At 72.4% G+C, this 26814-nt stretch carries 23 protein-coding genes and 2 tRNA genes; 18 read left to right on the top strand and 7 right to left on the bottom strand.

Going from position 1 to position 26814, the window contains the following annotated elements; translation table 11 throughout:
* Window positions 1-182: 182 nt before the first annotated feature.
* A complete protein-coding gene (gene nudC, locus ACWDR0_RS09655) occupies window positions 183-1151 on the top strand; it encodes an NAD(+) diphosphatase (RefSeq protein WP_456351093.1) in 969 nt (322 codons plus the stop codon).
* Window positions 1152-1381: 230 nt separating this feature from the next.
* On the opposite strand, the gene ACWDR0_RS09650 is transcribed toward nudC, so the two are convergent.
* Window positions 1382-1639, bottom strand: coding sequence for a mycoredoxin (locus ACWDR0_RS09650; protein ID WP_456351092.1), 258 nt, complete (start codon window positions 1637-1639; stop codon window positions 1382-1384).
* Window positions 1640-2114: 475 nt separating this feature from the next.
* On the opposite strand from ACWDR0_RS09650, the gene ACWDR0_RS09645 reads away from it, so the two are divergent.
* The 5 genes from ACWDR0_RS09645 (at window position 2115) to ACWDR0_RS09625 (ending at window position 6012) form a co-directional block, all read left to right on the top strand.
* Complete coding sequence (locus ACWDR0_RS09645) at window positions 2115-4289, top strand: ATP-dependent DNA helicase UvrD2 (RefSeq protein WP_456351091.1); 2175 nt, start codon at window positions 2115-2117, stop codon at window positions 4287-4289.
* Between the two features lie 163 nt (window positions 4290-4452).
* A complete protein-coding gene (locus ACWDR0_RS09640) occupies window positions 4453-4821 on the top strand; it encodes a hypothetical protein (RefSeq protein WP_456351090.1) in 369 nt (122 codons plus the stop codon).
* A 190-nt stretch (window positions 4822-5011) separates the two neighbouring features.
* Complete coding sequence (locus ACWDR0_RS09635; protein WP_456351089.1) at window positions 5012-5380, top strand: WhiB family transcriptional regulator; 369 nt, start codon at window positions 5012-5014, stop codon at window positions 5378-5380.
* Window positions 5377-5700 (top strand): hypothetical protein, encoded by a 324-nt coding sequence (locus ACWDR0_RS09630; RefSeq protein ID WP_456351088.1) that lies wholly within the window; start codon window positions 5377-5379, stop codon window positions 5698-5700. The genes ACWDR0_RS09635 and ACWDR0_RS09630 overlap by 4 nt, the downstream gene beginning before the upstream one ends.
* A gap of 108 nt (window positions 5701-5808) precedes the next feature.
* Window positions 5809-6012 (top strand): hypothetical protein, encoded by a 204-nt coding sequence (locus tag ACWDR0_RS09625; RefSeq protein ID WP_456351087.1) that lies wholly within the window; start codon window positions 5809-5811, stop codon window positions 6010-6012.
* A gap of 66 nt (window positions 6013-6078) precedes the next feature.
* On the opposite strand, the gene ACWDR0_RS09620 is transcribed toward ACWDR0_RS09625, so the two are convergent.
* Window positions 6079-7668 (bottom strand): AarF/UbiB family protein, encoded by a 1590-nt coding sequence (locus ACWDR0_RS09620; protein ID WP_456351086.1) that lies wholly within the window; start codon window positions 7666-7668, stop codon window positions 6079-6081.
* A gap of 59 nt (window positions 7669-7727) precedes the next feature.
* Window positions 7728-8894, bottom strand: coding sequence for a TOMM precursor leader peptide-binding protein (locus ACWDR0_RS09615; RefSeq protein ID WP_456351085.1), 1167 nt, complete (start codon window positions 8892-8894; stop codon window positions 7728-7730).
* A gap of 298 nt (window positions 8895-9192) precedes the next feature.
* On the opposite strand from ACWDR0_RS09615, the gene ACWDR0_RS09610 reads away from it, so the two are divergent.
* The 4 genes from ACWDR0_RS09610 (at window position 9193) to ACWDR0_RS09595 (ending at window position 13199) form a co-directional block, all read left to right on the top strand.
* Window positions 9193-9825 (top strand): M48 metallopeptidase family protein, encoded by a 633-nt coding sequence (locus tag ACWDR0_RS09610; protein WP_456351084.1) that lies wholly within the window; start codon window positions 9193-9195, stop codon window positions 9823-9825.
* A gap of 239 nt (window positions 9826-10064) precedes the next feature.
* A complete protein-coding gene (locus tag ACWDR0_RS09605; protein WP_456351083.1) occupies window positions 10065-11747 on the top strand; it encodes a TerD family protein in 1683 nt (560 codons plus the stop codon).
* Between the two features lie 14 nt (window positions 11748-11761).
* Window positions 11762-12442, top strand: coding sequence for an AIM24 family protein (locus ACWDR0_RS09600; protein WP_456351082.1), 681 nt, complete (start codon window positions 11762-11764; stop codon window positions 12440-12442).
* Between the two features lie 16 nt (window positions 12443-12458).
* A complete protein-coding gene (locus ACWDR0_RS09595; RefSeq protein ID WP_456351081.1) occupies window positions 12459-13199 on the top strand; it encodes an AIM24 family protein in 741 nt (246 codons plus the stop codon).
* Window positions 13200-13379: 180 nt separating this feature from the next.
* Here the strand turns inward: ACWDR0_RS09595 and ACWDR0_RS09590 are convergent, their stop codons facing one another.
* Together ACWDR0_RS09590 and ACWDR0_RS09585 are read right to left on the bottom strand one after the other, a co-directional pair.
* Window positions 13380-13925: an NUDIX hydrolase gene (locus tag ACWDR0_RS09590; RefSeq protein WP_456351080.1), complete on the bottom strand. Its 546-nt coding sequence runs from the start codon at window positions 13923-13925 to the stop codon at window positions 13380-13382.
* On the bottom strand, window positions 13922-15433 hold the full coding sequence (locus ACWDR0_RS09585; protein WP_456351079.1) for a zinc-dependent metalloprotease: 1512 nt from the start codon (window positions 15431-15433) through the stop codon (window positions 13922-13924). The genes ACWDR0_RS09590 and ACWDR0_RS09585 overlap by 4 nt, the downstream gene beginning before the upstream one ends.
* A gap of 193 nt (window positions 15434-15626) precedes the next feature.
* Between ACWDR0_RS09585 and ACWDR0_RS09580 the strand changes: the two genes are divergently transcribed.
* The 4 genes from ACWDR0_RS09580 (at window position 15627) to ACWDR0_RS09565 (ending at window position 19057) form a co-directional block, all read left to right on the top strand.
* Window positions 15627-16754, top strand: a complete 1128-nt coding sequence (locus ACWDR0_RS09580; RefSeq protein ID WP_456351078.1) for an SDR family oxidoreductase — start codon at window positions 15627-15629, stop codon at window positions 16752-16754.
* Window positions 16755-16966: 212 nt separating this feature from the next.
* Window positions 16967-17425: a molybdenum cofactor biosynthesis protein MoaE gene (locus ACWDR0_RS09575; RefSeq protein ID WP_456351077.1), complete on the top strand. Its 459-nt coding sequence runs from the start codon at window positions 16967-16969 to the stop codon at window positions 17423-17425.
* 182 nt (window positions 17426-17607) lie between these two features.
* Window positions 17608-17781, top strand: coding sequence for a hypothetical protein (locus tag ACWDR0_RS09570; RefSeq protein WP_456351076.1), 174 nt, complete (start codon window positions 17608-17610; stop codon window positions 17779-17781).
* Between the two features lie 187 nt (window positions 17782-17968).
* The gene (locus ACWDR0_RS09565) at window positions 17969-19057 is read left to right on the top strand and encodes a YlbL family protein (RefSeq protein ID WP_456351075.1); all 1089 of its coding nucleotides are present in this window, start codon (window positions 17969-17971) and stop codon (window positions 19055-19057) included.
* A gap of 232 nt (window positions 19058-19289) precedes the next feature.
* Here ACWDR0_RS09565 and ACWDR0_RS09560 read toward each other — a convergent pair whose 3' ends face one another.
* Window positions 19290-19877 (bottom strand): PPA1309 family protein, encoded by a 588-nt coding sequence (locus ACWDR0_RS09560; RefSeq protein WP_456351074.1) that lies wholly within the window; start codon window positions 19875-19877, stop codon window positions 19290-19292.
* Between the two features lie 473 nt (window positions 19878-20350).
* On the opposite strand from ACWDR0_RS09560, the gene ACWDR0_RS09555 reads away from it, so the two are divergent.
* The 4 genes from ACWDR0_RS09555 to ACWDR0_RS09540 all read left to right on the top strand — a co-directional run bounded on the left by ACWDR0_RS09555 (window position 20351) and on the right by ACWDR0_RS09540 (window position 26163).
* A complete protein-coding gene (locus tag ACWDR0_RS09555; RefSeq protein ID WP_456351135.1) occupies window positions 20351-23338 on the top strand; it encodes a UPF0182 family membrane protein in 2988 nt (995 codons plus the stop codon).
* A gap of 89 nt (window positions 23339-23427) precedes the next feature.
* Window positions 23428-23501 (top strand) — tRNA-Met (locus tag ACWDR0_RS09550).
* Between the two features lie 218 nt (window positions 23502-23719).
* On the top strand, window positions 23720-25753 hold the full coding sequence (locus tag ACWDR0_RS09545) for a sel1 repeat family protein (protein WP_456351073.1): 2034 nt from the start codon (window positions 23720-23722) through the stop codon (window positions 25751-25753).
* A gap of 336 nt (window positions 25754-26089) precedes the next feature.
* Window positions 26090-26163: transfer RNA gene (locus tag ACWDR0_RS09540), tRNA-Met, on the top strand.
* 179 nt (window positions 26164-26342) lie between these two features.
* Here ACWDR0_RS09540 and ACWDR0_RS09535 read toward each other — a convergent pair.
* Window positions 26343-26756 carry a Fur family transcriptional regulator gene (locus ACWDR0_RS09535; protein WP_456351072.1) on the bottom strand — a complete coding sequence of 138 codons (414 nt, stop codon included), beginning with the start codon at window positions 26754-26756 and terminating at the stop codon, window positions 26343-26345.
* Between the last annotated feature and the right edge of the window lie 58 nt (window positions 26757-26814).

The following is a 26814-nucleotide window of genomic DNA, read 5'->3' as shown; positions in this document are numbered from 1 at the left end:
CGGGACCGCCGCCGACCCACCGGCACCGCCGGAGTACGCGGCCGACCGCGACCGACACCGACGACCACGCGAAGCACCCTTCGGAACCGCCGGACGGCGCCCGGGAACCGCCCGGGGCCGTACCGGGGCCGCCGAACCGCCCGACCGCCGAACTGGAACCCGTCCGGGGGAGTTGCACGTACGTGAGCACCGAGAGCCATGCCACCGCCGACCAGCCCATCAGTCTGACCGCGCCCAGCGGAATCGACCGCGCGGCCCACCACCGGCTCGACGAGGCGTGGCTCGCGGCGGCCTGGAGCCACCCCACGACCCGGGTGTTCGTGGTCTCCGGCGGCCAGGCGCTGGTCGACGACACCGCCGACGGCCGTACCGAACTGGTCATGACCCCGGCCTTCGAAGCCCCCGTCACCGAGACCCACCGCTACTTCCTCGGCACCGACGAGGCGGGCGTCCGCTACTTTGCCCTCCAGAAGGACACCCTGCCCGGGCGCATGGACCAGTCCGCCCGCCCGGCGGGACTCCGGGAGGCCGGGATGCTGCTGTCCGCGCGCGACGCGGGGCTGCTGGCACACGCCGTCGCCCTGGAGAACTGGCAGCGGCTCCACCGCTTCTGCTCGCGCTGCGGCGAGCGCACGGTCATTGCCGCGGCGGGCCACGTCCGCCGCTGCCAGGCCTGCGGCGCCGAGCACTACCCCCGTACCGACCCGGCCGTGATCATGCTGATCACGGACGAGGAGGACCGGGCCCTGCTCGGCCGGCAGTTGCACTGGCCCGAAGGGCGCTTCTCCACCCTCGCGGGCTTCGTCGAGCCGGGGGAGTCCATCGAGCAGGCGGTGCGGCGCGAGGTCCGGGAGGAGGCGGGGGTGACCGTCGGCGACGTCGAGTACGTGGCCAGCCAGCCCTGGCCATTCCCGTCGAGCCTGATGCTCGGCTTCATGGCCCGCGCCACCTCCGCCGGGATAACGGTCGACGGCGAGGAGCTGCACGAGGCGCGGTGGTTCTCGCGAACCGAGCTGACCGCGGCCTTCGAGTCCGGCGAGGTCCTGCCTCCGTACGGCATCTCCATCGCGGCCCGGCTGATTGAGATGTGGTACGGCAAGCCGCTCCCCAGGCCCGGTACGGCGGGCCCCACGGGCCCCGCCACGGACTGAGCCCACACCGGCCCGCTACCGGCTGAGTCCACTCCGCCACCGGCCGGGACCGCAGGCGGGGCCCGGCCGGCCCGCGGGCGGGCCCCGGGAAACGCGACGGCCGTCCCGCCCGCCGCGAGGGCGGGCCGGACGGCCGGAGAAACGGCGGCGGACCGGACGGCGGCCGGTGGGCCCCCGGCGGGCCGCGGACCGGCACCGGGCGGGACGCCCGGGGCGCCCCGCCCGCCGGGTCAGGCGCCGAGTGCCTGCTTGACCTGCGCCAGGCTCGGGTTCGTCATCACGACCTCGGCCCCGCCGCCCACGGGCACGACCTGCACCGTCGGCACGGTCTGGTTGCCGCCGTTCGCCTTCTCGACGAAGGCCGCCGACTCCGGGTCCTGCTCGATGTTGATCTCGGTGTACGCGATGCCCTCGCGGTCCAGCTGGCTCTTCAGCCGGCGGCAGTATCCGCACCAGGTGGTGCTGTACATCGTCACAGTGCCCGACATCGTCCTCAGACTCCTCTGCTGTGTCACCGGGGTGTCGAAGCACCCACCCGGCGCGGTCCGGTCCGGTGCGATCCGCACCGCCAGAAGAACGTACGTGACGTGACCGGCATTCCCGTATCCGGTACCCCCGTCAGGGCTCCGTCCCGCCTCCGGCCCTGCCGCCCTCGCCCCGTGCCCGGCCTCTGCCACCGCCTCTGCCCACCGCCCCGCCTCCTGCCCTCCTGCCCTCTGCCCTCCTGCCCTCTGCCCACCGTCCCGGCCCCGTGCCCCGCCCCGCCCTCACCCCGTGCCCGGCGCCCGCACCCGTGACCTCGCCCACAGCGGTACGCCCCGGGCCGGCCGAGCCCGTACCGGAGGCATCCCCTCCCCGCCGGTCCCCCTCCCGGGACCGGTACGCCGCGGGCCGGTACGACAATCCATCGCCACCTGTGGACAACCGCCGCACCCGCCCCTCGGGACCTGGCAGCATGGCGGGGTGACAGCAGCAACGCACCCCTCCCTCTTCCCGCAGGTCCCCGAGACCGCCGACGCGGTGCTCGACGGGCTCGACCCCGAGCAGCGCGAAGTCGCGACCGCCCTGCACGGCCCGGTGTGCGTGCTGGCCGGCGCCGGCACGGGCAAGACGCGTGCCATCACCCACCGCATCGCCTACGGCGTCCGCGCCGGGATCCTCCCGCCCGCCAGTGTGCTCGCCGTCACCTTCACCAATCGCGCCGCCGGCGAGATGCGCGGCCGGCTGCGCCAGCTCGGCGCCGGCGGGGTCCAGGCCCGGACCTTCCACTCCGCCGCCCTCCGGCAGCTCCAGTATTTTTGGCCGAAAGCAGTCGGTGGCGAAATGCCCCGTCTTCTGGAGCGCAAGATCCAGCTCGTCGCCGAAGCCGCCGCGCGCTGCCGCATCCGGCTCGACCGCAATGAGCTGAGGGATGTGACCAGCGAAATCGAGTGGGCGAAGGTCACTCAGACAGTGCCCGCCGACTATCCGGCCGCCGTCGCCAAATCCCTCCGCGATGCCCCCCGCGACCCATCGGAAATCAGCCAGATCTACGCGTTGTACGAACAGCTCAAGCGTGATCGCGCGGTGATGGATTTCGAGGACGTCCTCCTCCTGACCGTCGGCATCCTCCAGGACCGCCACGACATCGCCGACCAGATCCGCCGCCAGTACCAGCACTTCGTCGTCGACGAGTACCAGGACGTCAGCCCCCTCCAGCAGCGCCTTCTCGACCTCTGGCTCGGCGACCGCGAGAACCTCTGCGTCGTCGGCGACGCCAGCCAGACGATCTACTCCTTCACCGGAGCCACCCCGGACCATCTGCTGAACTTCCGCACCCGCCACCCCTCGGCGACCGTCGTGAAACTGGTCCGCGACTACCGCTCCACCCCCCAGGTCGTCCATCTCGCCAACGGACTCCTCAACCAGGCCCGCGGCCGCGCCGCCGAACACCGCCTGGAACTGATCTCCCAGCGCGACCCCGGACCCGACCCCGCCTACACGGAGTACCCGGACGAGCCCGCCGAAGCCGAAGGCACGGCCCGCCGCATCCGCGACCTGATCGCCGCCGGTGTCCCCGCCGGAGAGATCGCCGTCCTCTACCGGATCAACGCCCAGTCCGAGGTCTACGAGCAGGCACTGGCCTACGCCGGAGTCCCCTACCAGCTGCGCGGCGCCGAGCGCTTCTTCGAACGCCAGGAGGTCCGCGAGGCCGGAGTCGCCCTCCGCGGCGCCGCCCGCGCCGGATCCAACGACGCCCTACTCGACGATGTCGAAGACCTCCCGGCCCAGGTCCGGGCCGTGCTCTCCACCAAGGGCTGGACCTCCGAGCCCCCCACCGGCTCCGGAGCCGTCCGCGACCGCTGGGAATCCCTGGCCGCCCTGGTCCGGCTCGCCGAGGACTTCGCCGGGGCCCGCCCCGGCGCCGGCCTCGCCGACCTCGTCACCGAACTCGACGAACGCGCCGCCGCCCAGCACGCCCCCACCGTCCAGGGCGTCACCCTCGCCTCCCTGCACGCGGCCAAGGGCCTCGAATGGGACGCCGTCTTCCTGGTCGGCCTCACCGAGGGCATGATGCCCATCACCTACGCCAAGACCGACGAGCAGATCGAGGAGGAGCGCCGGCTGCTCTACGTCGGCGTCACCCGCGCACGGCTCCACCTCACCCTCTCCTGGGCCCTCTCCCGGGCCCCCGGCGGCCGCGCGGGCCGCCGCCCCACCCGCTTCCTGAACGGACTGCGCCCCGGCTCCACCGCCCCCGGCGGCCGCGGCTCCGCGGGCGGGACGGGCGGCGTGGAACCCGGCTCCGGCCGCCGGAAGCGCCGCGGCCCCGTGCTCTGCCGGGTCTGCGGCAAGACCCTCACCGACGCCGGTGAGATGAAGCTGATGCGCTGCGAGGACTGCCCCTCCGACATGGACGAGGCCCTCTACGAGCGGCTGCGCGACTGGCGCTCCGGGCAGGCCAGGCTCCTCGGCCAGCCGGCCTACTGCGTCTTCACCGACAAGACCCTGATGGCCATCGCCGAAGCCGTCCCCGAGGACGAACGGCAGCTGTCCGCGATCTCCGGAGTCGGCGGCCGCAAGCTGGACCGCTTCGGTGCCGATGTCCTCGCCATCTGCGCAGGCCAGGACCCCGACGAGGCCCAGGACGAGGACTGAGGAAAACTCGTCGGAAAAATAGTTTGCGCATGCCCCGACCGTCCCCATAGGTTCTTAACTACGCGAACGGGAGCTTCTCCGAAGCCCTGTCCTCGTGATGTACTTATCCGAATACAGCGACCGGCCCCGGCCGGTCCCGAGACGCCGAGAGGAGGCGAGACCAGTGATCACCATCAAGAACCCGAACACCACCCGCAGCTTTATGACCGATCGCTTGGTCACCGTCTCCGCCTGCTCGCTCGGCTTCTCCGCGTCGCTGCTGATCGATGGCCCCGGCCTCGGCAATGGCACCGGTCTGTCCGGTGGTCTCGTCGCCGCTCACGCCACCCCCATGCCTGCCACCGGACTGTCGGTCCTGGGCGGCCTGGAGCGGGTCGAGCGACCGACCGAGGCACCGACTGCCGTCGAAACGGAGACGCAGGCCAAGACCTACGTCTCTGCGGCAGCCAGTGCCAAGACCTCGAAGCAGACCCAGCAGTACCCCACCAAGTGGGCCTTCCGTGGGCTCGAACCCTGGAGTGATCCAGCCTGATCTGATCAGGCCGGCGCCTTCAGGGCCGCGGAACCCACCAGGGATCCGCGGCCCTTCTGTTTGCCCCGAACCGGGGACGACGGAGCGAAGGGGCCTCGGGACAGCACCACCCGGTACCAAAGCACCCCGGCTCCACCGGGGAACCGCCTACCGGCCACCGGCCGGACCGACCTGACGAGGAAGACACACCGTGCAACTCGAAGCGCACGCCCCGTCCGTACCGCCTTCCCAGACGATCTCCCCGCCCGCGCACACGGAGGACTCCCTCTTGACCACCCCCACCGCGCTCACCGCGCTCGACGACGCCATCGAGAACCTCGGCGTACCCGTCCCCTGCCGGACCTACGACCCGGAGGTCTTCTTCGCGGAGTCGCCGGCCGACGTCGAGTACGCGAAGTCCCTCTGCCGTACCTGCCCGCTGATGGAGGCCTGCCTCACCGGCGCCAAGGACCGCCGCGAGCCGTGGGGTGTCTGGGGCGGAGAGCTCTTCGTCCAGGGTGTCGTCGTCGCCCGCAAGCGGCCCCGTGGTCGCCCGCGTAAGAACCCGGTCTCGGCATGAAAGCCCTCGGAACCATCGACCGCCCCTACGCGCACGACCCCCAGAAGCAGGACCCCATGCCCACTGCCGTTCACGAGCTCCCGGGCTCGGCCACCCCAGATGTGAACACCACCGGCGCCGCCGTCGCGCGCCAGAACAGGACCCACGCCATGCAACTCATCCCAGAAGCCATGGCTCGTGCGCAGATGCACGACCGGCTGCGTGAAGCCGACGCGGAACGCCGGGCCATGCGCCTGGTCGCCGCGCGGCGCATGCAGCGCCGGGCCGAGCGCGCCTCCCTGCGCGCCCGCCGTGCGCTCGCCATGGCCGTCATGAACTGACGTCGCTCCGAGAACAGCGACAGCAGCACCGCGGGGGCCGGTCCGGACGGACCGGCCCCCGCGGTGCGTTGAACCCCGGCCGGCCCCGCCCGGGGTTATCGTCACCGGGTGGACCAGCAGAACACCTCCCGCCCGGACGGAACGGGCGCCGAGCGCACCGTGTGCTCCCGCTGCGGCAGCACGGCCGAGGGAACGATCCCCCTCACCTGGACCTGCTCCGTGGAGAACGGCACCCGCCACTACTTCTGCGACACCTGCGCCCGAGCCAACCTCCGCTCCATCGAAGGCCGCCTCGACTCCACCTGGTGGTAAAGGGACAAGGGGCCCTCCCCCCCGCCCCCTCCCCCCCGCCCCTCCCCCTCCAGGTCCTTTCTTTGGTCAGGCCGGTGCCGGGGCCGGGGTCTGACCGTCGCCGGGACCGCCGGCCGGTTCCGGTTCCGGTTCCACGGCCGGATCACCCACGGGCTCCGCCGAGTCGTCAGCCGCGCCCTCGGCGGGCTCCGCCGGGCCATCGGCCGTAGCCCCGGTGGGCTCCGCCGGTGCATCGGCCGGATCACCGACGGGTTCCGCCGAGTCGTCAGCCGCGCCCACGGCGGGCTCCGCCGGGTCACCGGCCGGATCTCCGGTGGGCTCGTCCGGGTAGTCGGCGAGGAAGCCCGGCAGCCAGTCCTCCAGCTCGTCCCGGAGGCGGACGGTCGCGTTCAACTGGCAGAGCACCCCGATCGTGCTGAGCGTCACCCGGTGGATCAGCAGATACGACGGCGGAAGGTTCAGCTGCTTGCCGAGCTGATGCGCGGGGGAGCGGATATCGGCGATCCTGGCGGCCTGCGCCCGTATCCAGCCCCGGGTGAAGGTGAACTCGTCCACCTCCGCGGGCTCGATGATCGGCAGCAGATACTCCAGCACCGCATCCGGATCCAGGTCGATCTTCTCCCTGACGAAGCCCTCCTCCCGCAGCCCCTCGTAGACCGCTTCCGCCTCGCCCTCCAGCGTCATCCGCAGACAGTCGCCGATCTGCGGCGGCAGCCCGCCGGGAAGCCGGTCGACCGTGCCGAAGTCGAGGACTCCCAGCCGCCACTCCTCCCCTTCCTCTCCGGGCACCAGCCGGAAGTTCCCCGGATGGGGATCCGCGTGCAGCAGCCCGGTGCGCGCCGGACCGGAGAAGAGGAACCGGGCCAGCAACTGCCCCGCACGGTCCCGCTGCTCCGGGGTGCCCCGGTCGATCACCTCAGCCAGGGGTATCCCGTCCATCCACTCCGTGACCAGCACCTGATCCGACTGGTGCACCACACCGGGGACCAGCACATCCGGATCGTCCGCGAACTCCGCCGCATGCGCCCGCTGCGCCTCCGCCTCCAGCGCGTAGTCCAGCTCCTCGGCGATCCGGTCCCGCAACTCCGTGATCAGCGGCTTGATGTCCATGCCCGGTATCAGCGGGCCCAGCAGCCTGGCGAACCGGCTCAGCTGGGAGAGATCGGAGAGCAGCGCCTCCCCGGCCCCCGGGTACTGCACCTTCACCGCCACCCGCCGGCCGTCGTGCCACACGGCCCGGTGGACCTGGCCGATGGACGCCGCGGCCGACGGCTTCTCCTCGAACTCCAGGAACAGCTCCTGCCACTGATCACCCAGACGCTCCTTCAGCACCGTATGCACCGTGCTCGTCGGCATCGGGGGAGCGGCGTCCTGGAGCTTCGTCAGCGCCGCACGGTACGGCCCGGCGATGTCCTCCGGGAGCGCGGACTCGAAGACGGACAGCGCCTGCCCGAACTTCATCGCCCCGCCCTTCAGCTCCCCCAGCACCTTGAACAACTGCTCCGCCGTGCGCTGTTGCAGCTCCCGGGCGACGATCTCCGCCGGTCTGCCTCCGATGCGCTTGCCCAGACCCCAGGTGGCCCGGCCCGCGAACCCCAGGGGAAGTGCGGCCAACTTGGCGGTCCGGGTGACCGCCTTCCGGGGAAGATCAGACATACGCCCCTCCTCACAGCCGTGCCGCGTGAGCCCGCCGGTGTGGGTGGCCCCGTGACGCGTTACCCCGTCATTGTCTCGTGAGACCCCGCCGGCCCGGAGGTGTCCTCCCCCTCAGTTTTCCCGGATGCCCCCGGACCCCGGGCGGCTCCACAGACACACCGCGGATGCGGAACGAGCGCCTCCCGGCGCCAGTCCAGCAGCGGCAGCGATGTCTCCCAGCGGGCGCCCGCCGTCAGCGGCAGCTCCCCGTCCAGAAAGGAGAGCGCATGCGCCGCGGTCAGCCCGGCGACCGCCGAGGCCAGCGCCACATCACAGGCGGGCACCGGTATCCGGCGGCCGCCCGAACGCCACTGCGCCAGCAGCCGCGGCCTGCCCGGATCCCGGTCGGCGCGGTCCAGCTCAAGACAGCCCGCGCAGGCCGTCCCGCCGGGCAGCACCAGCGGACCCACCACCCCGGTCGCCTCGACCACCCCCGCATACAGATGAGGAACACCACCCGTGATCCACCCGGCCGCCGGACCCGGATCGGGCGCATAGGCACCCAGACCCTCCCGGGGACAGACCACCACCAGGGACAGACCCGGCTCGGCGCCCCCGGCAGCGGTACCTCCCGCCGCCGAACGGGGCGGCGGCTGCGGGGCGCAGCGGCGCACCACTCCCCGGGCCGCCAGATCACGGCGCTCACCGACCGCTCCCGCGGGCAGCCCGCCGGGCGTCACATCTCCCGGCTCGGCCCGGCCCCCGTCCAGCACATCGACCCGACCCACCCCGGCGGCGGAGAGCAGCGCCGCCACGGACGCGCCCACCCGGCCGGCGCCGCGCACCTGGACCCGGGTGCCCCGGCGGGCCGCCAGCCGCCGCATTCCGCCGCCCGGCTCACGGTCCACGACCGACAGGGCGGCCGCGTCCGGCCGCAGCCGGTCGACCACGGCGGTCCGTCGGCGCAGGGCGTCGGCCGCGGGCCCGCCGCAGGTCGCGTCGTCGATCAGACCGGCCGCCGTCAGCCGGCGCACCAGCTCCGGGACCAGTCCGTCCGGCAGCCCCATCGCCCGCGCCTGTGCCTCCAGGAGGTCCAGCCCGCGGGTCCCGTCGAGCAGCTCCAGCAGCGAGCCGGTCGCGGTGTCCACCGGGCCGATCGTCACCGCGTGCGCCGGTGTCACCCCGAACTGGACCGTCTGCCGCTCCCGCCAGGCCCGCCGTAAGGCAGGCTTCACCATCGGATGCATATCGGTTCCCCCGTCTCTCCAGCCTTGTCTTCTCCGGCACGGTCAGAATGCCCGGCGGAGGAGGCGGGCGGGAAAAGTTGTCCACAGGGCCGGGGTATTAGTCGTTCTAATGCTGCGAACGTTGCCGTTGCCGCCGCCGTTGCCGTCGCCATGGTCGTTTCAGTAGCCGTTGCAGTAGTCGGCGGTGCGGATGCCGGTGCGGCCGTTGGTGCGGCCCTGGGGTGGTTCATGGAGCGGTTCGGCGGAGAACCGACGCGGAGCCGGTGCTTCGGAGGCATTCAGCGGGTAACGTCGTGGCGTGTCAGCCGACCCTTCCTCCCGTATCGCCGGGCGGACTCCGTCGCACGGCGGGGAAAGCCCGCGGCACAGTGCGACCGGCCGCGTCCCCCGCGGCGCGGCGACGAGCGCGGTCGAGGTCCGCCGGAGCGCCCGCCGGAGCCGGACCGTCTCCGCCTACCGCGAGGGCGACCGTACGATCGTGCTGATCCCGGCCCGGATGTCGGAGGCCGAGGAGCGGCGGTGGGTCGGCGTGATGCTCGACAAACTGGCCGCCCAGGAGAGCAAGCGAATCCTCGGCGACGGGGAGCTGGCCGAGCGCGCGGAGCGCCTCTCCGCGCAGTACCTCGACGGCCGGGCCCGGCCCGCGTCCGTCCGCTGGGTGACCAATCAGAACACCCGCTGGGGCTCCTGCACCCCCGCCGAGGGCAGTATCCGGCTCTCCCACCGGCTCCAGGGCATGCCCGAATACGTCGTCGACTACGTCCTCGTCCACGAACTGGCGCATCTGCTCGTTCCCGGACACGGCCCCCGCTTCTGGCGGCTGCTGGAGGCGTATCCCCGCACCGAGCGGGCCCGCGGCTATCTGGAGGGCGTCGTCGCCGCGCAGCGCCTGCCCCGTACCCATCCCGGTCCCGGTACCGACGCGGACTGACACCGCCGGAGCGGTCGACCGGACGGCCCCGCGGGCGGTGCGGCGGGCCGTCGCACCGGGAGGCGCCGGCGAACGCGCCGGGGAACGCGCGAGGGAACGCGCCGGTATCACCGGACGTTGATCGGCATGTATCGAATGTGTCCCGGCGCGGCTTCAGCCCTTGGCCGGAAGTGGTGGGCAGCCGTTAGCCTGGCGCGACGCATTCGTAGTTTTTTCGGGATGGGGGACGGTCGTTACGCATGGCCAGGGAATTCCAACGCGGCCACAAGGCCAAGATCAGTGATCTCACCGCGGGTACGGATCTGTATGTCGGCGTATCGATCGCCGCTCCCGGTCTGACCTTCGACATCAGTTGTTTCGGCCTCGACGCCGCCGAAAAACTCTCCGACGACCGGTACTTCGTCTTCTTCAACCAGCCGAAGTCGCCCGAGGAGTCCATCCAGCTGCTCGGCGCGCAGTCCGGGGACACCGAATCCTTCCGGGTGACCCTGGACCGTATTCCGCCGCACATCACCAAGCTCAGCTTTACCGCCACCATCGACGGCGACGGTGTGATGTCCCAGGTCGGACCGGGTTACATCCGGATCGTGGCCGGTGGCGAGGAGGTCGCCCGCTACCCCTTCACAGGGGCGGAGTTCAGCACCGAGCGCGCGGTCATGCTGGCCGATTTCTATCTGAAGGACGTCTGGCGGTTCGCCGCCGTCGGCCAGGGCTTCGACGGCGGGCTGGACGCCCTCCTGCGGAACTTCGGCGGTGAGGTCGCGGAGGACCAGCCGGCCGCCGCTCCCGAGGCGCCCGCGCCTGCCGCCGTGCCCGCGCCCGCGCCGACGTTCGCGGCGCCGCCGCCGCTCCAGGCCGTGGCGCAGCCGCCCCAGGCGTACACCCCCCAGCCGCCCGCTCCCGCTCCCGCGTTCGGCGCGCCCGCGGCCGCACCCCCCGGCGCCGTACCTCCGGCCGTGGTGCCCCCGGCCGCGCCGCGCGCCGCGGTACCCCCCGCCGCGGCGCCGCCCGGCGCCGTACCGCCGCCCGGTCAGCCGCAGTTCGCCCAGCCGCCGTTCGGCCAGGTCCCGGGCCAGCCGCCGTTCGGGCAGGTGCCGGGCCAGATTCCGGGGCAGCCCCCCGGCCAGATGCCCGGCCAGCTACCCGGGATGGCGCCGCCGCCCGGCGCCGGGGGATTCGTACAGCAGGCGCCCTTCGCCTACGGCCAGACCGGTATCCAGGGACAGCCCGGCGGCATCCCGCAAGGTGTGCCCGCCGCGGGCCCCGGGCTCAACGCGGCCCTCCAGGCCTACCGCGAGACCCCCACCGGCCAGCGCTGGACCCCGCAGAACCAGCACCTGATGCGGGTCGACGTCGCCATGGGCGGCACCGCCGTCCTCGCCCGCAGCGGCAGCATGGTGATGTACCAGGGGAAGATCGACTTCAGCCACAAGAGCGGCGGCTTCACCGGCCGCGTCGTCGGCAATGCCACCGGCCAGGAGATGCAGCTCATGCGCTGTACCGGCCGCGGCCAGGTCTTCCTCGCCGAGGACAACGCCCATCTCCACCCCATCGAACTCCAGGGTGACGCGATCTGCGTCTCCGCCGAGAACGTCCTCGCGTTCGACGAGTCCCTCCAGTACGAGGTCCGCCGGATCGAGGGCCACGGCATCCCGGGCGGGGTGCTGTTCACCCTCCAGTTCCAGGGCACCGGCACCGTCGTCGTCAAGACGCACGGCATCCCCGTCGTCCTCCCGGTGACCGCCTCCACCTTCGCCGACACCAACGCGATCGTGGCCTGGTCGGCGGCCTCGCAGGTGAAGCTCGCGTCCCAGGTCCGGCTCCGCCGCAACTCCTACCCCGGACACAGCGGCGAGACCGTCAACCTGCAGTTCCGGGGCGCCCCCGGCAACTTCATCGTCGTCCAGCCCTACGAGGTCTGAGGGAGCCCGGATCCATGAACCAGCAACTCGCGGGCTACGCCCCGACCCCCCTCGCGGCCCGGATGGAGAACCACGGCCGCACCATGCTCAAGGTGGCCATGGCCACCGGCCACGACCTCTTCGCCCGCACCGGCTCCATGGTCGCCTACGAGGGCTTCGTCCAGTACGAGGCCAATCCGCCGTCCGCCCAGCAGGCCGTCGCCCAGTGGGCGACCGGCGAAGGCGCGCCCATCATGCGCTGCCACGGCGACGGCGTCCTCTATCTCGCCGACTACGGCGCCGACGTGGTCGTCATCTACCTCAACAACGACTCCCTGTCCGTCAACGGCTCCAATGTGCTCGCCTTCGACGCCCACCTCCAGTGGAGCGTCCAGAAGGTCAAGGGCATGGCGAAGCTCGCCGGCACCGGCCTGTGGAACGTGGAGATCGCGGGCACCGGCTGGGTCGCCCTGACCTCCCGCGGCACGCCCATCGTCGTCGACTGCGGCCGCGGCCAGGACGAGACCTACGTCGACCCGGACGCCCTGGTGGCCTGGTCGCCGCATCTGAAGGTGAAGGCCAAGCGGAGCATGAAGGCGAGCGCCCTCATCGGCCGCGGCACCGGCGAGGCGTACCAGATGGCCTTCTCCGGCGAGGGCATCGTCGTCGTCCAGCCGAGCGAGGACAACACCGACCGGCTGCGGATCCGGGGCTGAGGGAGCGGGAAACATCATGCAGAGCCCACTTTTCACCTATGGCGAGCAGCAGACCCAGGAACGCATCGCCGTCCAGAACCCGCAGCTGCTGCGGATCACCCTCCAGGGCAATGACGACATCCTCGCCCGCAAGGGCGCCATGGTCGCCTACCAGGGGCTGATCGACTTCGACGGCGAGTACCAGAGCGCCAGCGAGCGCCGCAACCGGCAGCGGACCGGCGAGGGCCTCGACCTGATGCGCTGCTCCGGCCAGGGCACGGTCTACCTCGCCAACCTCGCCCAGTACATCCATGTCGTCGAGGTCGACAGCGGCGGGCTGACCGTGGACAGCGACTATGTGCTGGCGCTCGACCCCGCGCTGAACACCGAGGTCCTCGCGGTGGACAGCGAGTACGGGATCTCCGGATCCGGCAAGTACCAGCTCAACATCACCGGCCACGGCAAGGTGGCCCTGATGACCTCCGGGCAGCCGCTGATGCTCCCGGTGAGCGCGGAATCGCCGGTGAACGTCGACTCCGACGCCATCGTCGCCTGGTCCACCCGGCTGCGCGTCCAGATGGAGGCGCCGACGACCTCCACCAGTGTCCGCACCCGCCGCGGCAGCACCGGCGAGGGCTGGGAGCTGAGCTTCCTCGGCCAGGGCTTCGTCCTGGTGCAGCCCAGCGAGGTGATGCCGCCGCAGAACGCCCAGATCGGCGAGGGCATCCGCGGCCAGTTCGGCGCCGACGGCCGTAACCGCGGCAACTCCTGGAACTGAACCGCACTGAACCGAACCACGCTGAACCGAACCACGCTGAACTGAACCGTGCTGAGCTGAACCGTGCTGAGCTGAACCGCGCCGGGCCCGTTACGGCGAAGGGCGCCCGTGGTCACCGGAATCCCCGGTGACCACGGGCGCCCCGCGCGTTGCCGGGCGCAGCAGGCCCGTACGGGACCGTCAGAGCACGGCCCGGGCCCGCTCCAGCAGCCGGACGACGGACGTGTCCGCGACCTCCGGCACCTCGTCGTAACCGAACCAGCGCAGGTCCAGCGACTCGTCACTGATCACCGCGGCGGCGCCCGCCGGGGCCAGCGCCGCGTACTGCACATCCAGATGCCAGTGGCAGGGCGCCGGAATCGGATGCCGGTCGAGCCGCACCGGCTCCGGCGCACCGCCCGGGAGCAGCGTCAGCCCGGGGATACCCGATTCCTCGGTGGCCTCCCGCAGCGCCGCCGCGGCCAGCGTCGGATCGCCGGGCTCGCAGTGGCCGCCCATCTGGAGCCACATACCGAGCTTCCGGTGGAGGGTCAGCAGCACCCGCTGCCGCTCCGGATCCACGATCAGGGCGCTCGCCGTCAGATGGCCCGCCCCGCACGCCTTCCACAGTCCGTCCGGATGGGCCGACAGGTGGTCCAGATACCGCTGTCGCAGCTCCGCCTGCTCCGGGTCGCCGCCATCCCGGTAGGACTTCAGCACCAGGACGGCGTCGTCGTGCAGGCTCACCGGCCGGAACCTCCGGGCCCGGCCCCCGGCGTGCCCTTGCCGCCGCCGCTGTCGCCGTCACTGCCGGCGTCGCCCTTGCCGTCACTCTCCGTGCCGGTGCCGGTGCCGGTGCCGGTCTCCGGGGCCTTGCCGCCGGACGCGGCCTCGCCCAGTATCCGGTCCAGCTCCGAGAAGTCGAGCTGCTCGCGGTGGACGAAACCGTCCGGGTCGTCCAGGTCGGTTGCGGTCGGCAGCATGTCCGGGTGCTCCCAGAGCGCGTCCCGGCCGTCCATACCGCGGGCGTCCGTCAGCGACGCCCAGAGCCGGGAGGCGTCCCGCAGCCGGCGCGGCCGCAGCTGGAGCCCGATCAGCGTGGCGAACGTCTGCTCCGCGGGCCCGCCGGACGCCCGGCGGCGGCGCAGCGTCTCCCGCAGCGCCGAGGCGGACGTCAGCCGGGCCGCGGCGGCCTCGTGGACCACCGCGTCCACCCAGCCCTCGACCAGCGCCAGCGCCGTCTCCAGCCGGGCCAGTGCCGCCTTCTGCTCCGGGGTGTCCTCCGGCTGGAACATGCCCTGCTGGAGTGCCTCCTGCAACTGCTCGGGATGCGTCGGGTCGAACTGCCCGACGACGTCCTCCAGCTTCGAGGTGTCGACCTTGATACCGCGGGCGTACCCCTCGACGGCGCCGAAGAGATGCGAGCGCAGCCACGGCACATGGGCGAAGAGCCGCTGGTGGGCGGCCTCACGCAGGGCGAGATAGAGCCGCACCTCGTCCTTCGGGACACCGAGGTCCTTGCCGAGCGTCTCCACGTTCAGCGGCAGCAGGGCGGCCTTCCCGGCCGGACCCAGCGGCAGACCGATGTCCGTGGAGCCGACGACCTCGCCCGCCAGCACACCCATCGCCTGCCCGATCTGCTGGCCGAACATCGCGCCGCCCATCGAGCGCATCATGCCGATCAGCGGGCCCGCCATGGCCTGCATCTCCTCGGGCAGCACCCCGCCCATGGCCGCGCCGACCCGCTCGGCGACCGGGTCGACCAGCTGCTTCCACGCCGGAAGCGTCGCCTCCACCCATTCGGCCCGGCTCCACGCCACCGCGGTGCCCGCGCCGGACGGCAGGGACGTCACCCCGTCCAGCCAGACATCGGCCAGCCGCAGGGCCTCCTCCACCGCCGTACGGTCGGCGGGGCCCACGGAGGCGTCCTTGACACCGTCCGCCGTGCCCTGGGAGACGGTCTGCCGGGCGATCTGCTTGGCCATGTCCCAGTTCACCGGCCCGCCCTCGTAGCTCAGCATCTGGCCGAGCTGCTGGAAGGCGGCGCCCAGGTCCTGGGGATCGAAGGAGCCGAACATGGCGGCGAAGGGATTGTCGCCGCCCGCCCCGGGGCCGAAGCCGAACGGATTCTGCGGATTCCGCGGGGACGAGCCGCCGCCGCTGCTGCCACCGTCCGCGGCATCCTTCTTCCTGCCCTCGTCGCCGGGCTCCGGCTCCTCCGGCGGGAGGCCGAATCCGAATGGGGTGTCACTCACGGGTTTCCTCGGCTCGTAGGGCCGCCGGCGCCCGGCCGGCGGCGAATGCCCTCACAACACCACCCAGCGTAGACATCCCGGCCCGCATCCGGGCTCGGTGCTCCGCCGGCTCGGGGCCTGGGGCAGGATGGACGCCACCTGGTACGTACGCGTCATGACCGTACGTACTGAAGACAACCGCTGGAGACGCCTGGTGAGTTCCCCAGATCCGCAGGTTCGCGGAGCGCGAAACCGCTCAACCCCGGCCCCCGGCGACCGCGCCGCGGGCCGCGGACCCGTCATCGCGGTCACCGGCGCCGCCACCGGCATCGGTGAGCTGCTGGCCCGGCAACTGGCCGGGTCCGACGAGGTCGGGCGGGTCGTCGCGATCGACGAGCGCCGGGGCGATGTCCCCGGGGCGCAGTGGCACGTCCTCGACGTCCGCGACCCGGCCATCGCCGAGAAGCTGCGCGGCGCCGACGTCGTCGTGCACCTCGCGCTCGACCTCGACCTGGAGTCCGACTCCGCGGCCCGTACCGCGTACAACGTACGCGGCACCCAGACGGTCCTGACGGCGGCCGCGGCCGCCGGGGTGCGCCGGGTGGTGCTCTGCACCTCCGCCATGGTGTACGGAGCGCAGCCGGACAACGACGTTCCGCTGTCGGAGGACGCCGAACTGCGGGCCACCGCGGAGGCCACCGGCGTCGGCGACCTGCTGGAGATCGAGCATCTGGCCCGCCGGGCGCCCCGCGCCCACCCCGGGCTGAACGTCACCGTGGTGCGCCCCGCCGTCCTGGTCGGCGGTACGGACACCGCCCTGACCCGCTATTTCGAGTCGCCCCGGCTGCTCGTCGTCGCCGGATCCCGCCCCACCTGGCAGTTCTGCCATGTCGAGGACCTGGTCGGCGCCCTGGAGTACGCGGCCCTGGAGAAGGTCGACGGCGAGCTGGCCGTCGGCTGCGACGGCTGGCTGGAACAGGAGGAGGTCGAGGAGCTGACCGGAATCCGCCGGATGGAACTGCCGTCCGCGATCGCCCTGGGGGCCGCCGCCCGGCTCCACCGCATCGGGGTGACACCCTCCCCGGCCGGGGACCTCGCGTACACCATGCACCCCTGGGTGGTCAGCATCGGCAGGCTCCACGACGCCGGATGGCGGCCCCGCTGGACCAACGAGGAGGTGCTCGCCGCGCTCCTGGAGGAGGTCGCCGGACGCCATACGGTCGCCGGCCGCCGACTGGGCCGCAAGGACGCCGCCGCGGCCGGTGCGGCGGGCGCGACGGTCGCCCTGCTCGGTACGGCCGCCCTGGTGCGCCGCGCCCGCAAGGCCCGCCGCCGGCTGTAGCCCGCCGGGCCCCGCAGTCCCAGCCCCGGGCCGCCCGGCCCGGTCCCCGGCCCCGGCGGGCCGCCCGGCCCGTTCCCGGGCGGCCCCGGCCGCACCCCCCGGCTCCCGGCCCCGCCGTGCCCTGGCCCGCCCCGCGGCGGTGTCCGCGGCGGTCCGTGGCGGGCCGCGGCGGGCGGTGGCCCGGCGGGGACGGCGTACGGCACGATGTGGCCATGACCACCAGGCACGATCATCCCGGCGAGCGGGCGGGGCACGACCCGCTGCGGCTCGTCGCCGTCCGTGACGCCCCCCTCTCCGTCGACGAGGTCTTCGCCGCCGTCGGCGACCCCGCGGCGGGCGGTACGGCGCTGTTCGTCGGCACGGTCCGCAACCACGATGCCGGATCCGACGTCGACGCCCTCGGCTACTCGTGCCACCCCACCGCCGAGGCCGAGCTGCGGCGCGTCGCCGAGAAGGTCGCGGCCGACTTCCCGGTCCGCGCGCTCGCCGCCGTCCACCGGGTGGGCGACCTCGCCGTCGGCGATATCGCGGTGATCGTCGCGGTGTCCTGCCCCCACCGGGCCGAGGCCTTCGACGCCTGCCGCAGGCTGATCGACGACCTGAAGCGCGAAGTCCCCGTCTGGAAGCACCAGACGTTCTCCGACGGCACCGAGGAGTGGGTCGGCGCCTGACCCCCGCACCGGTTCCCGGACCCCGCCCCGGTACTCCGCCGCCGCCTCCCGCCCGCCCGATTTGCGTAACCGGGCCCCTGCCACGAGCGTTGAACCGGTGGACCATTAATCTGTTGATCACTCAGCCGGATGCGCCCGTACGGCGGCCCGGCCGTGTCGTTCCATGGGGTAGGGAGGTCGCGATGGCAGCACTCGCGTGGTTGCTGATTCCGCTGTTCGCTGCCGTCGGTGCCGCGATATGGGGAGGCTGGGCGTCACGGAACCGGACCACCGGGGACGTCGCCGAACTCGCCGGGTACGCGCGGTTCCGCGACGCGATGGAGAAGACCGGCTCCGCAGGCCCGCCCGGCCCGTAGCGCCCGCGGTTCCGTACGGTTCGGGACGCTCACGGCCCGCCCCCGAGCCCGCTCGTACGACGGGAACCGGCCGTTTCCGCGGCGGGCCCGGATCCGGTCCGGACCCTTCCGCCGGAGGCCCCCCGGGCCTCCCCGTACGGACCGGCCCGGACGGCGTACCGGGGGGCCCGTCCCGTACTGTCGTTCCATGCCACGCCGCACCGCGACGATGCTCGCATCCACGCTGATCGCCATCGCGCTGCTCTGCGCGGGCATCCTGATCCCGGTGAAGTACGCGGAGATGTCCCCGGGGCCCACGGTCAACACCCTCGGCGACGCCGGTGGCGAACCGGTTCTGCGGATCGACGGGCGCAAGACCTACCCGGCGTCCGGGCACCTCAACATGACCACGGTCCGGGTCACCGGCGCCGACTACCGGATGAACCTCGTCGAGGCCGTCCACGGCTGGCTCGCCCACGACAACGTCGTCGTCCCGAAGGACACGCTCTACCCCGACGGGCAGACCGAGGAACAGTCCACCCAGGAGAACGCCGAGGAGTTCAGCCAGTCCCAGGAGAGCGCCAAGGTCGCCGCCCTGAAGCAGCTGAAGATCCCCGTCACCTCGCGGGTCGTGGTCGCCACGGTCGTCAAGGACAGCCCCGCCGAGGGCCGGCTGCACGCCGGAGACGTGATCAGGGCGGTGGACGGTACCGCGGTCAAGGAGCCCGGCGATGTGGCGAAGCTGGTCACCAAGCGCCGCCCCGGCCAGCAGGTGGTCTTCACGATCGTCCCGGCGAAGACGGCCGCCGCGGCCGAGAAGGCGGGCCGGGAGCCCACCACCACCGAGGACGTCACCATCACCACCGCCAAGGCCGAGGGCGCGGACCGGGCGATCGTCGGCATCCAGGCGGGGACCGACCACACCTTCCCGTTCACCATCGACATCAACCTCGCCGACGTCGGCGGCCCCAGCGCCGGGCTGATGTTCGCCCTCGGCATCGTCGACAAGCTCACCCCCGGAAATATGACCGGCGGGAAGTTCGTGGCGGGCACCGGCACCATCGACGACGCCGGACGGGTCGGGCCGATCGGCGGGATCGCCATGAAGCTGGTCGGTGCCAGGGCCGCCGGCGCCGAGTACTTCCTCACCCCCGCCGACAACTGCGAGACTGCCGCCGCGGACATCCCCGAGGGGCTGACGCTGGTCAAGGTCGACACCATCGCCGACGCCACGAAGTCCCTGGAGAAGATCAGCAGCGGCCAGCGGACCGGGCTGCCGTCCTGCGCCAAGGGCTGATCCCCCCGGCCGGGGGGGATCAGACCGCACCCGCGCGGGTCCGGAACGGCGGACCGCCCGCCCGGCCCTCGCGCCGCCCGCCCGGCCCTCGCGCCGCCCGCCCGGCGGCGCGCCCGGACCGCCGCCCGCCCCCGCGTTTCCGCCGGAGCAGGCCGAGCGCCGCGTTCCCGCCGAGCGGACCGTGCCGCCGCGTCCACCGGGGCGGACCGGCGCCGCCCGCGCCCTTGCCGTACTACGCCTCGAAGGTCGCCGCCAGCGCCTCCGACAGACCCGGCACCAGGTCCGGGCCGGTGAGCACATCGGTGGCGGAGTCCTTCTCGCGCAGCCGCAGCGCCGACTCGCGCGCCCCGTCCCGCAGCACCGCCACGGTCATCCGGACCTCCTGCCGGTCCGGGTGCGACGCCACCCACTTCGCGAGCGCGCTCTCGCCCAGCTTCTCCGGTACCGACGCCTCCGCCGACGGGGGCAGCATCTGCCGCTCCACCGTCAGGGCGCAGCCCGCCACCGCGTCGGGCCAGGCGATCGTGGCGAGGAACTCGTCGAGCGGCGCGCCCGCGGGCAGCTCGTCCTGCTCGACGGGCGTCAGCGGCGACGCCGTGTCGTCGTCGCCCTCCAGCCCGAGCTGTTCGGCCAGCGCGGGCTCCTGGGCGCGCAGCGCGGCCGTGTCGACCAGGGCGAAGAGCCGTGCGGGCTGGTCCCAGCCGAGGGTGGCGGCGTATTCGTCGATCTCCAGTACGGCCCGGGTCAGCGGGCTCGCGGCGATCGGTCCCGGCGAGGACGGCGAGACGGGGGAGGGGGAAGCGGAGGATTCATTGGACATGGTTCATATCCTGCCCCGTCGGCGGCTTCCGGCGGGAACCGGCCACTCCGCCCGCCGCCCCCGGGCGGTCCCGCCGGGCCCGACCGCCCGGCCACCCCACCGCCGGGCCGCCTGACCGCCGGGCCCGGTCTCCCGACCGCCCGGCCGTCTGCGCCGCCCGCCACCCCACCGCCGGACGGCTCCCGGGCGCGGCCGGGCCCGTCCCGGAGCCGGTCCCCGGCCGGACGCCGGGACCGCCTCGGGGACCGCCGCCGGGACCGCCTCCCGGCCGGGATACGAAACAGCCACGAACCGGACACGGAAGGGCCACCGGACCGGGCCGGATCGATACCCCATGACGGGAACTAGGTAAAGCCTCAGTAAGTTGCATCAATGGGCTCTACGATCGCGGGGCCCGCTTGACACGGCCGTCCGGTACCCGTCCGGGCGGTCATACGATCGCGAACTTCGAGGTGCGCACGTTGGCTTTCCAGATGCCGGACCGCGGCGGAGGCCCCCCGACCGGGCCACGGATCAGGGTGGGACGGCCGTCCCGGCGTGTCCGCACCCTGCTGATGACACTGGGCGTGCTGGCGGTGCTGGCGATGGCGTTCGTCATGTTCGCCGGGTTCTGGACCGACTGGCTCTGGTACCGATCCGTCGAGTACTCGTCGGTGTTCACCACCACCCTCTGGACGAAGATCGGCCTCTTCGCCGTCTTCGGCCTCCTGATGGCGACCGTCGTGGGCCTGAACATCTGGCTCGCGCACCGGCTCCGCCCGCCGCTCAGCGCGATGTCGCTGGAGCAGCAGAGCCTCGACCGCTACCGGATGGGCATCGCCCCGTACAAGAAGTGGGTTCTCCTCTCGGTCACCGCGCTCGTCGGGCTGATCGCCGGAGCGTCCGCCACCGGTCAGTGGAAGACCTGGCTCCAGTGGGTCAACGGGGTGCCGTTCGGCGAGAAGGACCCCCAGTTCGGTCTGGACGTCGCGTTCTTCGCGTTCGACCTGCCCTGGTACCGCTTCCTCCTCGGCTTCGGCTTCGCGGCCGTGGTGCTGTCGCTGATCGCCGCCGCGCTGACCCACTATCTGTACGGCGGGCTGCGCATCACCAGCCCCGGCGCCCGGGCCACCGCCGCCGCCACCGGCCACCTCTCGGTGCTGCTCGGGATCTTCGTCTCGCTGAAGGCCGTGGCCTACTGGCTCGACCGCTACGGCCTGGCCGTGAAGTCCAGCGACTTCAAGGCCACCGGCAACTGGACGGGCCTGCGGTACGTCGACGCCAACGCCTACCTCCCGGCGAAGACCATCCTGTTCTTCATCGCCGTGATCTGCGCGGTGCTCTTCTTCGCCACCCTCTGGCGGCGCACCTGGCAGCTGCCCGTCATCGGCTTCGGCCTGATGGTGCTCTCGGCGATCCTGATCGGCGGGCTGTACCCGGCGATCGTGCAGAAGTTCCAGGTCCAGCCGAACGAGCAGGCCAAGGAAGCGCAGTACATCCAGAAGAACATCGACGCCACCCGCAAGGCGTACGGGATCGACCAGGCCAAGCCCGAGGACTATCCGGGCCGGTCGGCCGATCCGAGCCGCCGGGCCGAGCAGCGGGCCGAGGCCAATACGGCCGCCAGCTACCGCGTGGTCGACTCCAATGTGGTGTCGCCGGCGTTCCAGCAGCTCCAGCAGGAGCGGAAGTACTACCAGTTCCCGACGACCCTGGACGTCGACCGCTACCCGGGTCCCGACGGCAAGCCGCAGGACACCGTGATCGGTCTGCGCGAGCTGAACATCGAGGGCATTCCGAAGCGGAACTGGATCAACGACCACTTCACCTACACCCACGGCTACGGCGCGATCGCGGCCAAGGGCACCAGTGTGGTCACCGACCCCGGCAAGGGCACCGTCGGCTCGCCCGACTTCACCGAGTCCGGTATGCCCACCAAGGGCACGCTGATCGGCAAGGGCTCCTACGAGCAGCGGGTCTACTACGGCGAGAAGACGCAGCAGTACTCCATCGTCGGCGGCCCCCAGAAGGAGCTGGACTACGAGGCGGCCAGCGGTGACACGAAGTACACCAGCTTCAAGGGCAAGGGCGGCGTCAGCCTCTCCAGCACCCTGAACCGCGCCGCGTACGCGGTGGCCTTCGGCGAGCCGCAGATCCTCTACTCGGGCGCCGTGGGCGAGGGGTCGAAGATCCTCTACAACCGGACGCCCAAGGAGCGGGTCGAGGCCGTCGCGCCCTGGCTGACCATCGACGGAGACGCCTATCCGGCGGTCGTCGAGGGCCGGATCCAGTGGATCATCGACGCCTATACGACGACCAACGGCTATCCCTACGCCTCCCGCACCACGCTGGGCGACACCACGACCGACTCCACGACCACCAGTCAGCGGGCCGTCGTCGCGCAGCAGAACCAGGTCAACTACATCCGGAACTCGGTCAAGGCCACCGTCGACGCCTACGACGGCACGGTCAAGCTGTACCAGTGGGACACCAAGGACCCGGTGCTGAAGACCTGGATGAAGGCGTTCCCGGGGACGGTGAAGAAGAAGAGCGAGATCAGCTCCGAGCTGAAGTCGCATCTGCGCTACCCCCAGGACATGTTCAAGGTCCAGCGCGAGCTGCTGACCCGGTACCACGTCACCGAGCCCGACCAGTTCTACAGCGGCTCGGACGCCTGGCAGGTGCCGGACGACCCGACGAACAAGAAGGAGGCCAGCGCGGTTCCGCCGTACTACCTGAGCCTCAAGATGCCGGGCGACAAGGAACAGAAGTTCTCGCTGACGACGACGTTCACCCCCAACGGGCGGCCCAATCTGGGTGCCTATATGGCGGTGGACGCCGATGCCAACAGCCCCGAGTACGGCAAGATCAGGCTGCTGAGAGTCACCGAGACGGTCCAGGGCCCCTCGCAGGTGCAGAGCGAGCTGAACGGTGTGGAGGAAGTGGCGACCTTCGTCCGCGACCTCAGGGGCACCGACTCGGATATCGAGTACGGCAATCTGCTGACGATCCCCCTGGACGGCGGCTTCCTCTATGTGGAGCCCGTCTACGCCCGCGGCGGTAGTGCCAACTACCCGCTGCTGAAGAAGGTGGCCGCGGCCTACGGCGGCGGCAAGCCGGTCTTCAAGGACAGCCTGTCCCAGGCGCTGGACGCGGCCTTCGAGCAGCCGGTGAAGGAACCGACGACTCCGCCGGCCGAACAGCCGCCGGGCACCAAGCCGCCCGGGTCGGCCACACCGCCTCCGACGACTCCGCCGGCGACGGGCGACGCGGCCGTGAAGCAGGCCATCACGGAGGTCCTCGAAGCCCATGCCGCGGTCGACGCGGCGCTGAAGAAGGATCCGACCGACCGTGAGGCGGTCGGCCGTGCCGAGGACCAGCTCGATGCCGCGCTGGACCGGCTGGCCCGGCTTCAGGGCGGGTCCTCGGGCCCGGCGACGAAGCCACCGGCGGAATCGAAGAGTCCGCCGACGTCCACCTGACGGGAAGGCCGGTCCACCTCCGGGGGGACCGGCCTTCCGGCCGTATGTGCTGGTCATCCCGTGCGTCTGGTACTGTTGGGACATACCGACGCGGGGTGGAGCAGCTCGGTAGCTCGCTGGGCTCATAACCCAGAGGTCGCAGGTTCAAATCCTGTCCCCGCTACTGAATCATCGAGGGCCCGGATCCATTGAGGATCCGGGCCCTCGGTGTGCGTATTGCTGAGAGACGGCCCACAGCGGAGGGGGGAACCGTGCACCGCGCCCGGGGAGTTGAACAGATAAGTGTTTGACTTATCTCTCTGTGGGCATGTCGACAAAACGCTGAAGTGACCTCACCCACTGCGGTATACCAGGTGTGAGCGGGCTGCGGGTGGTGCGACGATGGAATTTATGGGGGACAGGGCGACTCTGTTGGAGACCGGGCGGTTTGTACGGCGAGATGCCGGTACGGCGGCGAACGCGCTGAATGCGGCGCCTCCGGCCGCCGTTGCGCGTCTCGCACGTCCCGCCACCGGCATCGGTCCCGGCACCGGTACCAGCCCGTCCGCAGCTGCTCTCCCGGGGCGTTCGGGGCGGGCATCCGGAGCAATTGATTCCCGTACGACATCTGGTGCGGGTGATACAGCTGATGCCAATGTGGACGCTGTGGAGACGGCCGGAGCGGAGGCGCGGCACCGCCGCGCGGCCGACGCCGGCGACCCCGCCGCCATGAGCGTGCTCGGCTCCCTCCTTCTCCGCCGCGGCGAACTCGACAGCGCCGAGCCCTATCTCCGCGGCGCCACCGCGGCCGGTGACCGGGCCGCGGCCAACAACCTCGGCGTCCTGCTCCACCAGCGCGGCCACCCGGAGGAGGCCGCGGGCTGGTGGCGGATCGCCGCCGTCGCCGGATCCGCCGCCGCCGCCCATGCCCTGGGCCGCCACTTCCGCGAACGCGGCGACGAGCCGGCCGCCGAGTACTGGCTCCGCCAGTCCGCCGAGCAGGGCCACGCCCTGGGCGCCTACGCCCTGGCCGATCTGCTGGAGCACCGCAGCGACGTGGGCGCCGAGCGCTGGCTGCGGGCCGCCGCCGAGCAGGGGCACCGGGAGGCCTCGTACCGGCTGGCCCGGATGCTCGACCTGCGCGCCGCCGACCAGGCCGCCCGGCCCGCGGGCGTACCGCGCGGCGGCCCCGGCCCCGAGACCGGCACCGGCGCGCGAGCCCTCTCCGCGCTGGACGAGGCCGCCCAGTGGTACCGGCAGGCCGCCGCCCGCGGCCACCGCCGCGCCGCCCTGCACCTCGGCGCCATCCTGGAGAAGCGCGGCGAACTCAAGGAGGCCGGGCGCTGGTATCTGACCTCCGCCAAGGACGGTGAGACCAAGGCCGCCTGCGCCCTCGGCTTCCTGCTGCGGGACGCGGGCGACGAGGAGAGCGCCGCGATCTGGTGGCTGCGGGCCGCCCAGGAGGGCGACGGCAACGCGGCCAACGCGCTCGGCGCCCTGCACGCCGCCCGCGGCGAGCCGCAGACCGCCGAGCGCTGGTACCGGGCCGCGATGAGCGCGGGCGATGTCAACGGCGCCTACAACCTCGGGCTGCTCTGCGCCGCCCAGGACCGGACTGCCCAGGCCGAACAGTGGTACCGCAACGCCGCCTACGCCGGGCACCGGGAGGCCGCCAACGCGCTCGCCGTGCTGCTGCTCCAGGCCGGTGACGCGGTCGGCGCCGAGCCCTGGTTCTCCAAGGCCGCGGAGGCCGGCAGCGTCGACGCCGCGTTCAACCTGGGCATCCTGTACGTCGGCCGGGACGACGACCGCACCGCCCTGAAGTGGTACGAGCGGGCCGCCGCCGCCGGTCATACGGAGGCGGCGCTCCAGGTCGGCATAGCCCGGCTGCGCGACGGCGACGAGCAGACCGCCGAACGGCATCTGCGCTGCGCGGCGGGCGGGGGCAGCGCGGAGGCCGCCTTCCGGCTGGCCACCCTGCTGGACGCCCGCCAGCCACCGCCCGGCCCGCCCGCACTGGGCGAGACCACGGCGGAGAAGACCGAGTGCGAGGAGTGGTACGAGCGCGCCGCCGAACAGGGGCACCGGCGTGCCCAGGTACGGGTCGGCATGCTGGCCGCCGCACGCGGGGACGTCACCGCCGCGGCCCGCTGGTACCGGGAGGCGGCCGAGGCGGGCAGCCGCAACGGCGCGTTCAACCTGGGGCTGCTGCTGGCCCGGGACGGCAATGAGCGCGAGGCGGCGCTCTGGTGGACCCGGGCCGCGCACGCGGGCCACGGCCGGGCCGCGCTGCGGCTCGCACTGCTGGCGGCCCGCCGCGGCGAGCTGGCCGAGGGCAAGCGGTGGTGCGCCCGGGCCGAGGAACTGGGCCCGGGCGAGGTCACCGAGCGCGCGGCGAAGCTGCGGGACGCGCTCCACCAGGAGCTGACGGCGTAGTCGCCTGCCGCCGCCGCCGCTGCCGCTGTGCCTGTGGCTGTGGCGGGAGCGCGGGCCCGGTGCGGGCACGTCTTCTACCGGGTCGGCGGCGCACCCGGCATCTCCGTGCACCGGGCATCTCCGTGCACCGGGGCATTCCGTGCACCGGGCCGGACCGGCGGATGCGCGTCCGTCCCGGCCCGCGAGGGCGGCCCGGGACGGTCGAGACGGTCGAGGGCTTCCCTGCCGCTGCGGCCCCGGGGGGCCTGCGGCCTCCGGGGCCGCCCGGTGTCCGCGGGGCCCGTGGGAAGGGATTTGCACCGACCGGCCGGGACACCGTAGAGTGGGGTTCACCGACGCGGGGTGGAGCAGCTCGGTAGCTCGCTGGGCTCATAACCCAGAGGTCGCAGGTTCAAATCCTGTCCCCGCTACTCAAGACCGAAGGCCCGGATTCCATGGAATCCGGGCCTTCGGTGCTTTCCGGGAAACGCGCCGGGAGCGCACTGTTCGGGCCGGTTGGCCGGTTGATTTCGGTCGTGCCCGGGGGGAACGGAAACGGCCGTCACGGGCTATGGGCCGTGACGGCCGGGTGGTGTCGTGCCGGGTGGTGTCAGGCCGCGCAGTTCGGGCAGATGCCCTTGTAGGTGACCTCGACGTCCGAGACCGTGAAGCCGAAGCGCTCCGAGTCGGGCAGATCGGCCAGCGGATTGCCCGCCGGGTGGACATCGCGGATGGCGCCGCAGCGGGCGCAGACCAGATGGTGGTGGGGGCGGTGCGCATTGGGGTCGTACCGCTTGGCGCGGCGGTCGGTCGCGACCTCCAGCACCTCGCCGAGGGCGACCAGCTCACCGAGGGTGTTGTACACGGTCGCCCGGGAGATCTCGGGGAGTCTGTCCACCGCCCGCGCGTGCACCTCGTCGGCCGTCAGATGGACGTGGTCGCCGTCGAGGACCTCGGCCACGACACGCCGCTGGGCAGTGAGGCGCCAGCCGCGTCCGCGGAGTCGTTCCAACAGGTCACTCATAAGGACCAGCCTAACAGTGGTGGGGAACAGATCCCGAACGGGTGTGACTCTGGAAGCG

This window comes from Streptomyces sp. NPDC003691 (assembly GCF_053981115.1).
The sequence above is the reverse complement of the archived record's forward strand: the minus strand, read 5'-3'. Positions and strand labels throughout refer to the sequence as shown.

Bases quoted from the DNA above. Each gene is read 5' to 3' on its own strand.
- ACWDR0_RS09575 (WP_456351077.1), top strand. From the start codon at position 16,967: ATGACCACCAGGCACGATCATCCCGGCGAGCGGGCGGGGCACGACCCG.
- ACWDR0_RS09605 (WP_456351083.1), top strand. From the start codon at position 10,065: ATGGCCAGGGAATTCCAACGCGGCCACAAGGCCAAGATCAGTGATCTC.
- ACWDR0_RS09620 (WP_456351086.1), bottom strand. From the start codon at position 7,668: ATGTCTGATCTTCCCCGGAAGGCGGTCACCCGGACCGCCAAGTTGGCC.
- ACWDR0_RS09600 (WP_456351082.1), top strand. From the start codon at position 11,762: ATGAACCAGCAACTCGCGGGCTACGCCCCGACCCCCCTCGCGGCCCGG.
- ACWDR0_RS09650 (WP_456351092.1), bottom strand. From the start codon at position 1,639: ATGTCGGGCACTGTGACGATGTACAGCACCACCTGGTGCGGATACTGC.
- ACWDR0_RS09615 (WP_456351085.1), bottom strand. From the start codon at position 8,894: ATGCATCCGATGGTGAAGCCTGCCTTACGGCGGGCCTGGCGGGAGCGG.
- ACWDR0_RS09535 (WP_456351072.1), bottom strand. From the start codon at position 26,756: ATGAGTGACCTGTTGGAACGACTCCGCGGACGCGGCTGGCGCCTCACT.
- ACWDR0_RS09545 (WP_456351073.1), top strand. From the start codon at position 23,720: ATGGAATTTATGGGGGACAGGGCGACTCTGTTGGAGACCGGGCGGTTT.
- ACWDR0_RS09570 (WP_456351076.1), top strand. From the start codon at position 17,608: ATGGCAGCACTCGCGTGGTTGCTGATTCCGCTGTTCGCTGCCGTCGGT.
- ACWDR0_RS09630 (WP_456351088.1), top strand. From the start codon at position 5,377: ATGAAAGCCCTCGGAACCATCGACCGCCCCTACGCGCACGACCCCCAG.
- ACWDR0_RS09560 (WP_456351074.1), bottom strand. From the start codon at position 19,877: ATGTCCAATGAATCCTCCGCTTCCCCCTCCCCCGTCTCGCCGTCCTCG.
- ACWDR0_RS09565 (WP_456351075.1), top strand. From the start codon at position 17,969: ATGCCACGCCGCACCGCGACGATGCTCGCATCCACGCTGATCGCCATC.
- ACWDR0_RS09555 (WP_456351135.1), top strand. From the start codon at position 20,351: ATGCCGGACCGCGGCGGAGGCCCCCCGACCGGGCCACGGATCAGGGTG.
- ACWDR0_RS09595 (WP_456351081.1), top strand. From the start codon at position 12,459: ATGCAGAGCCCACTTTTCACCTATGGCGAGCAGCAGACCCAGGAACGC.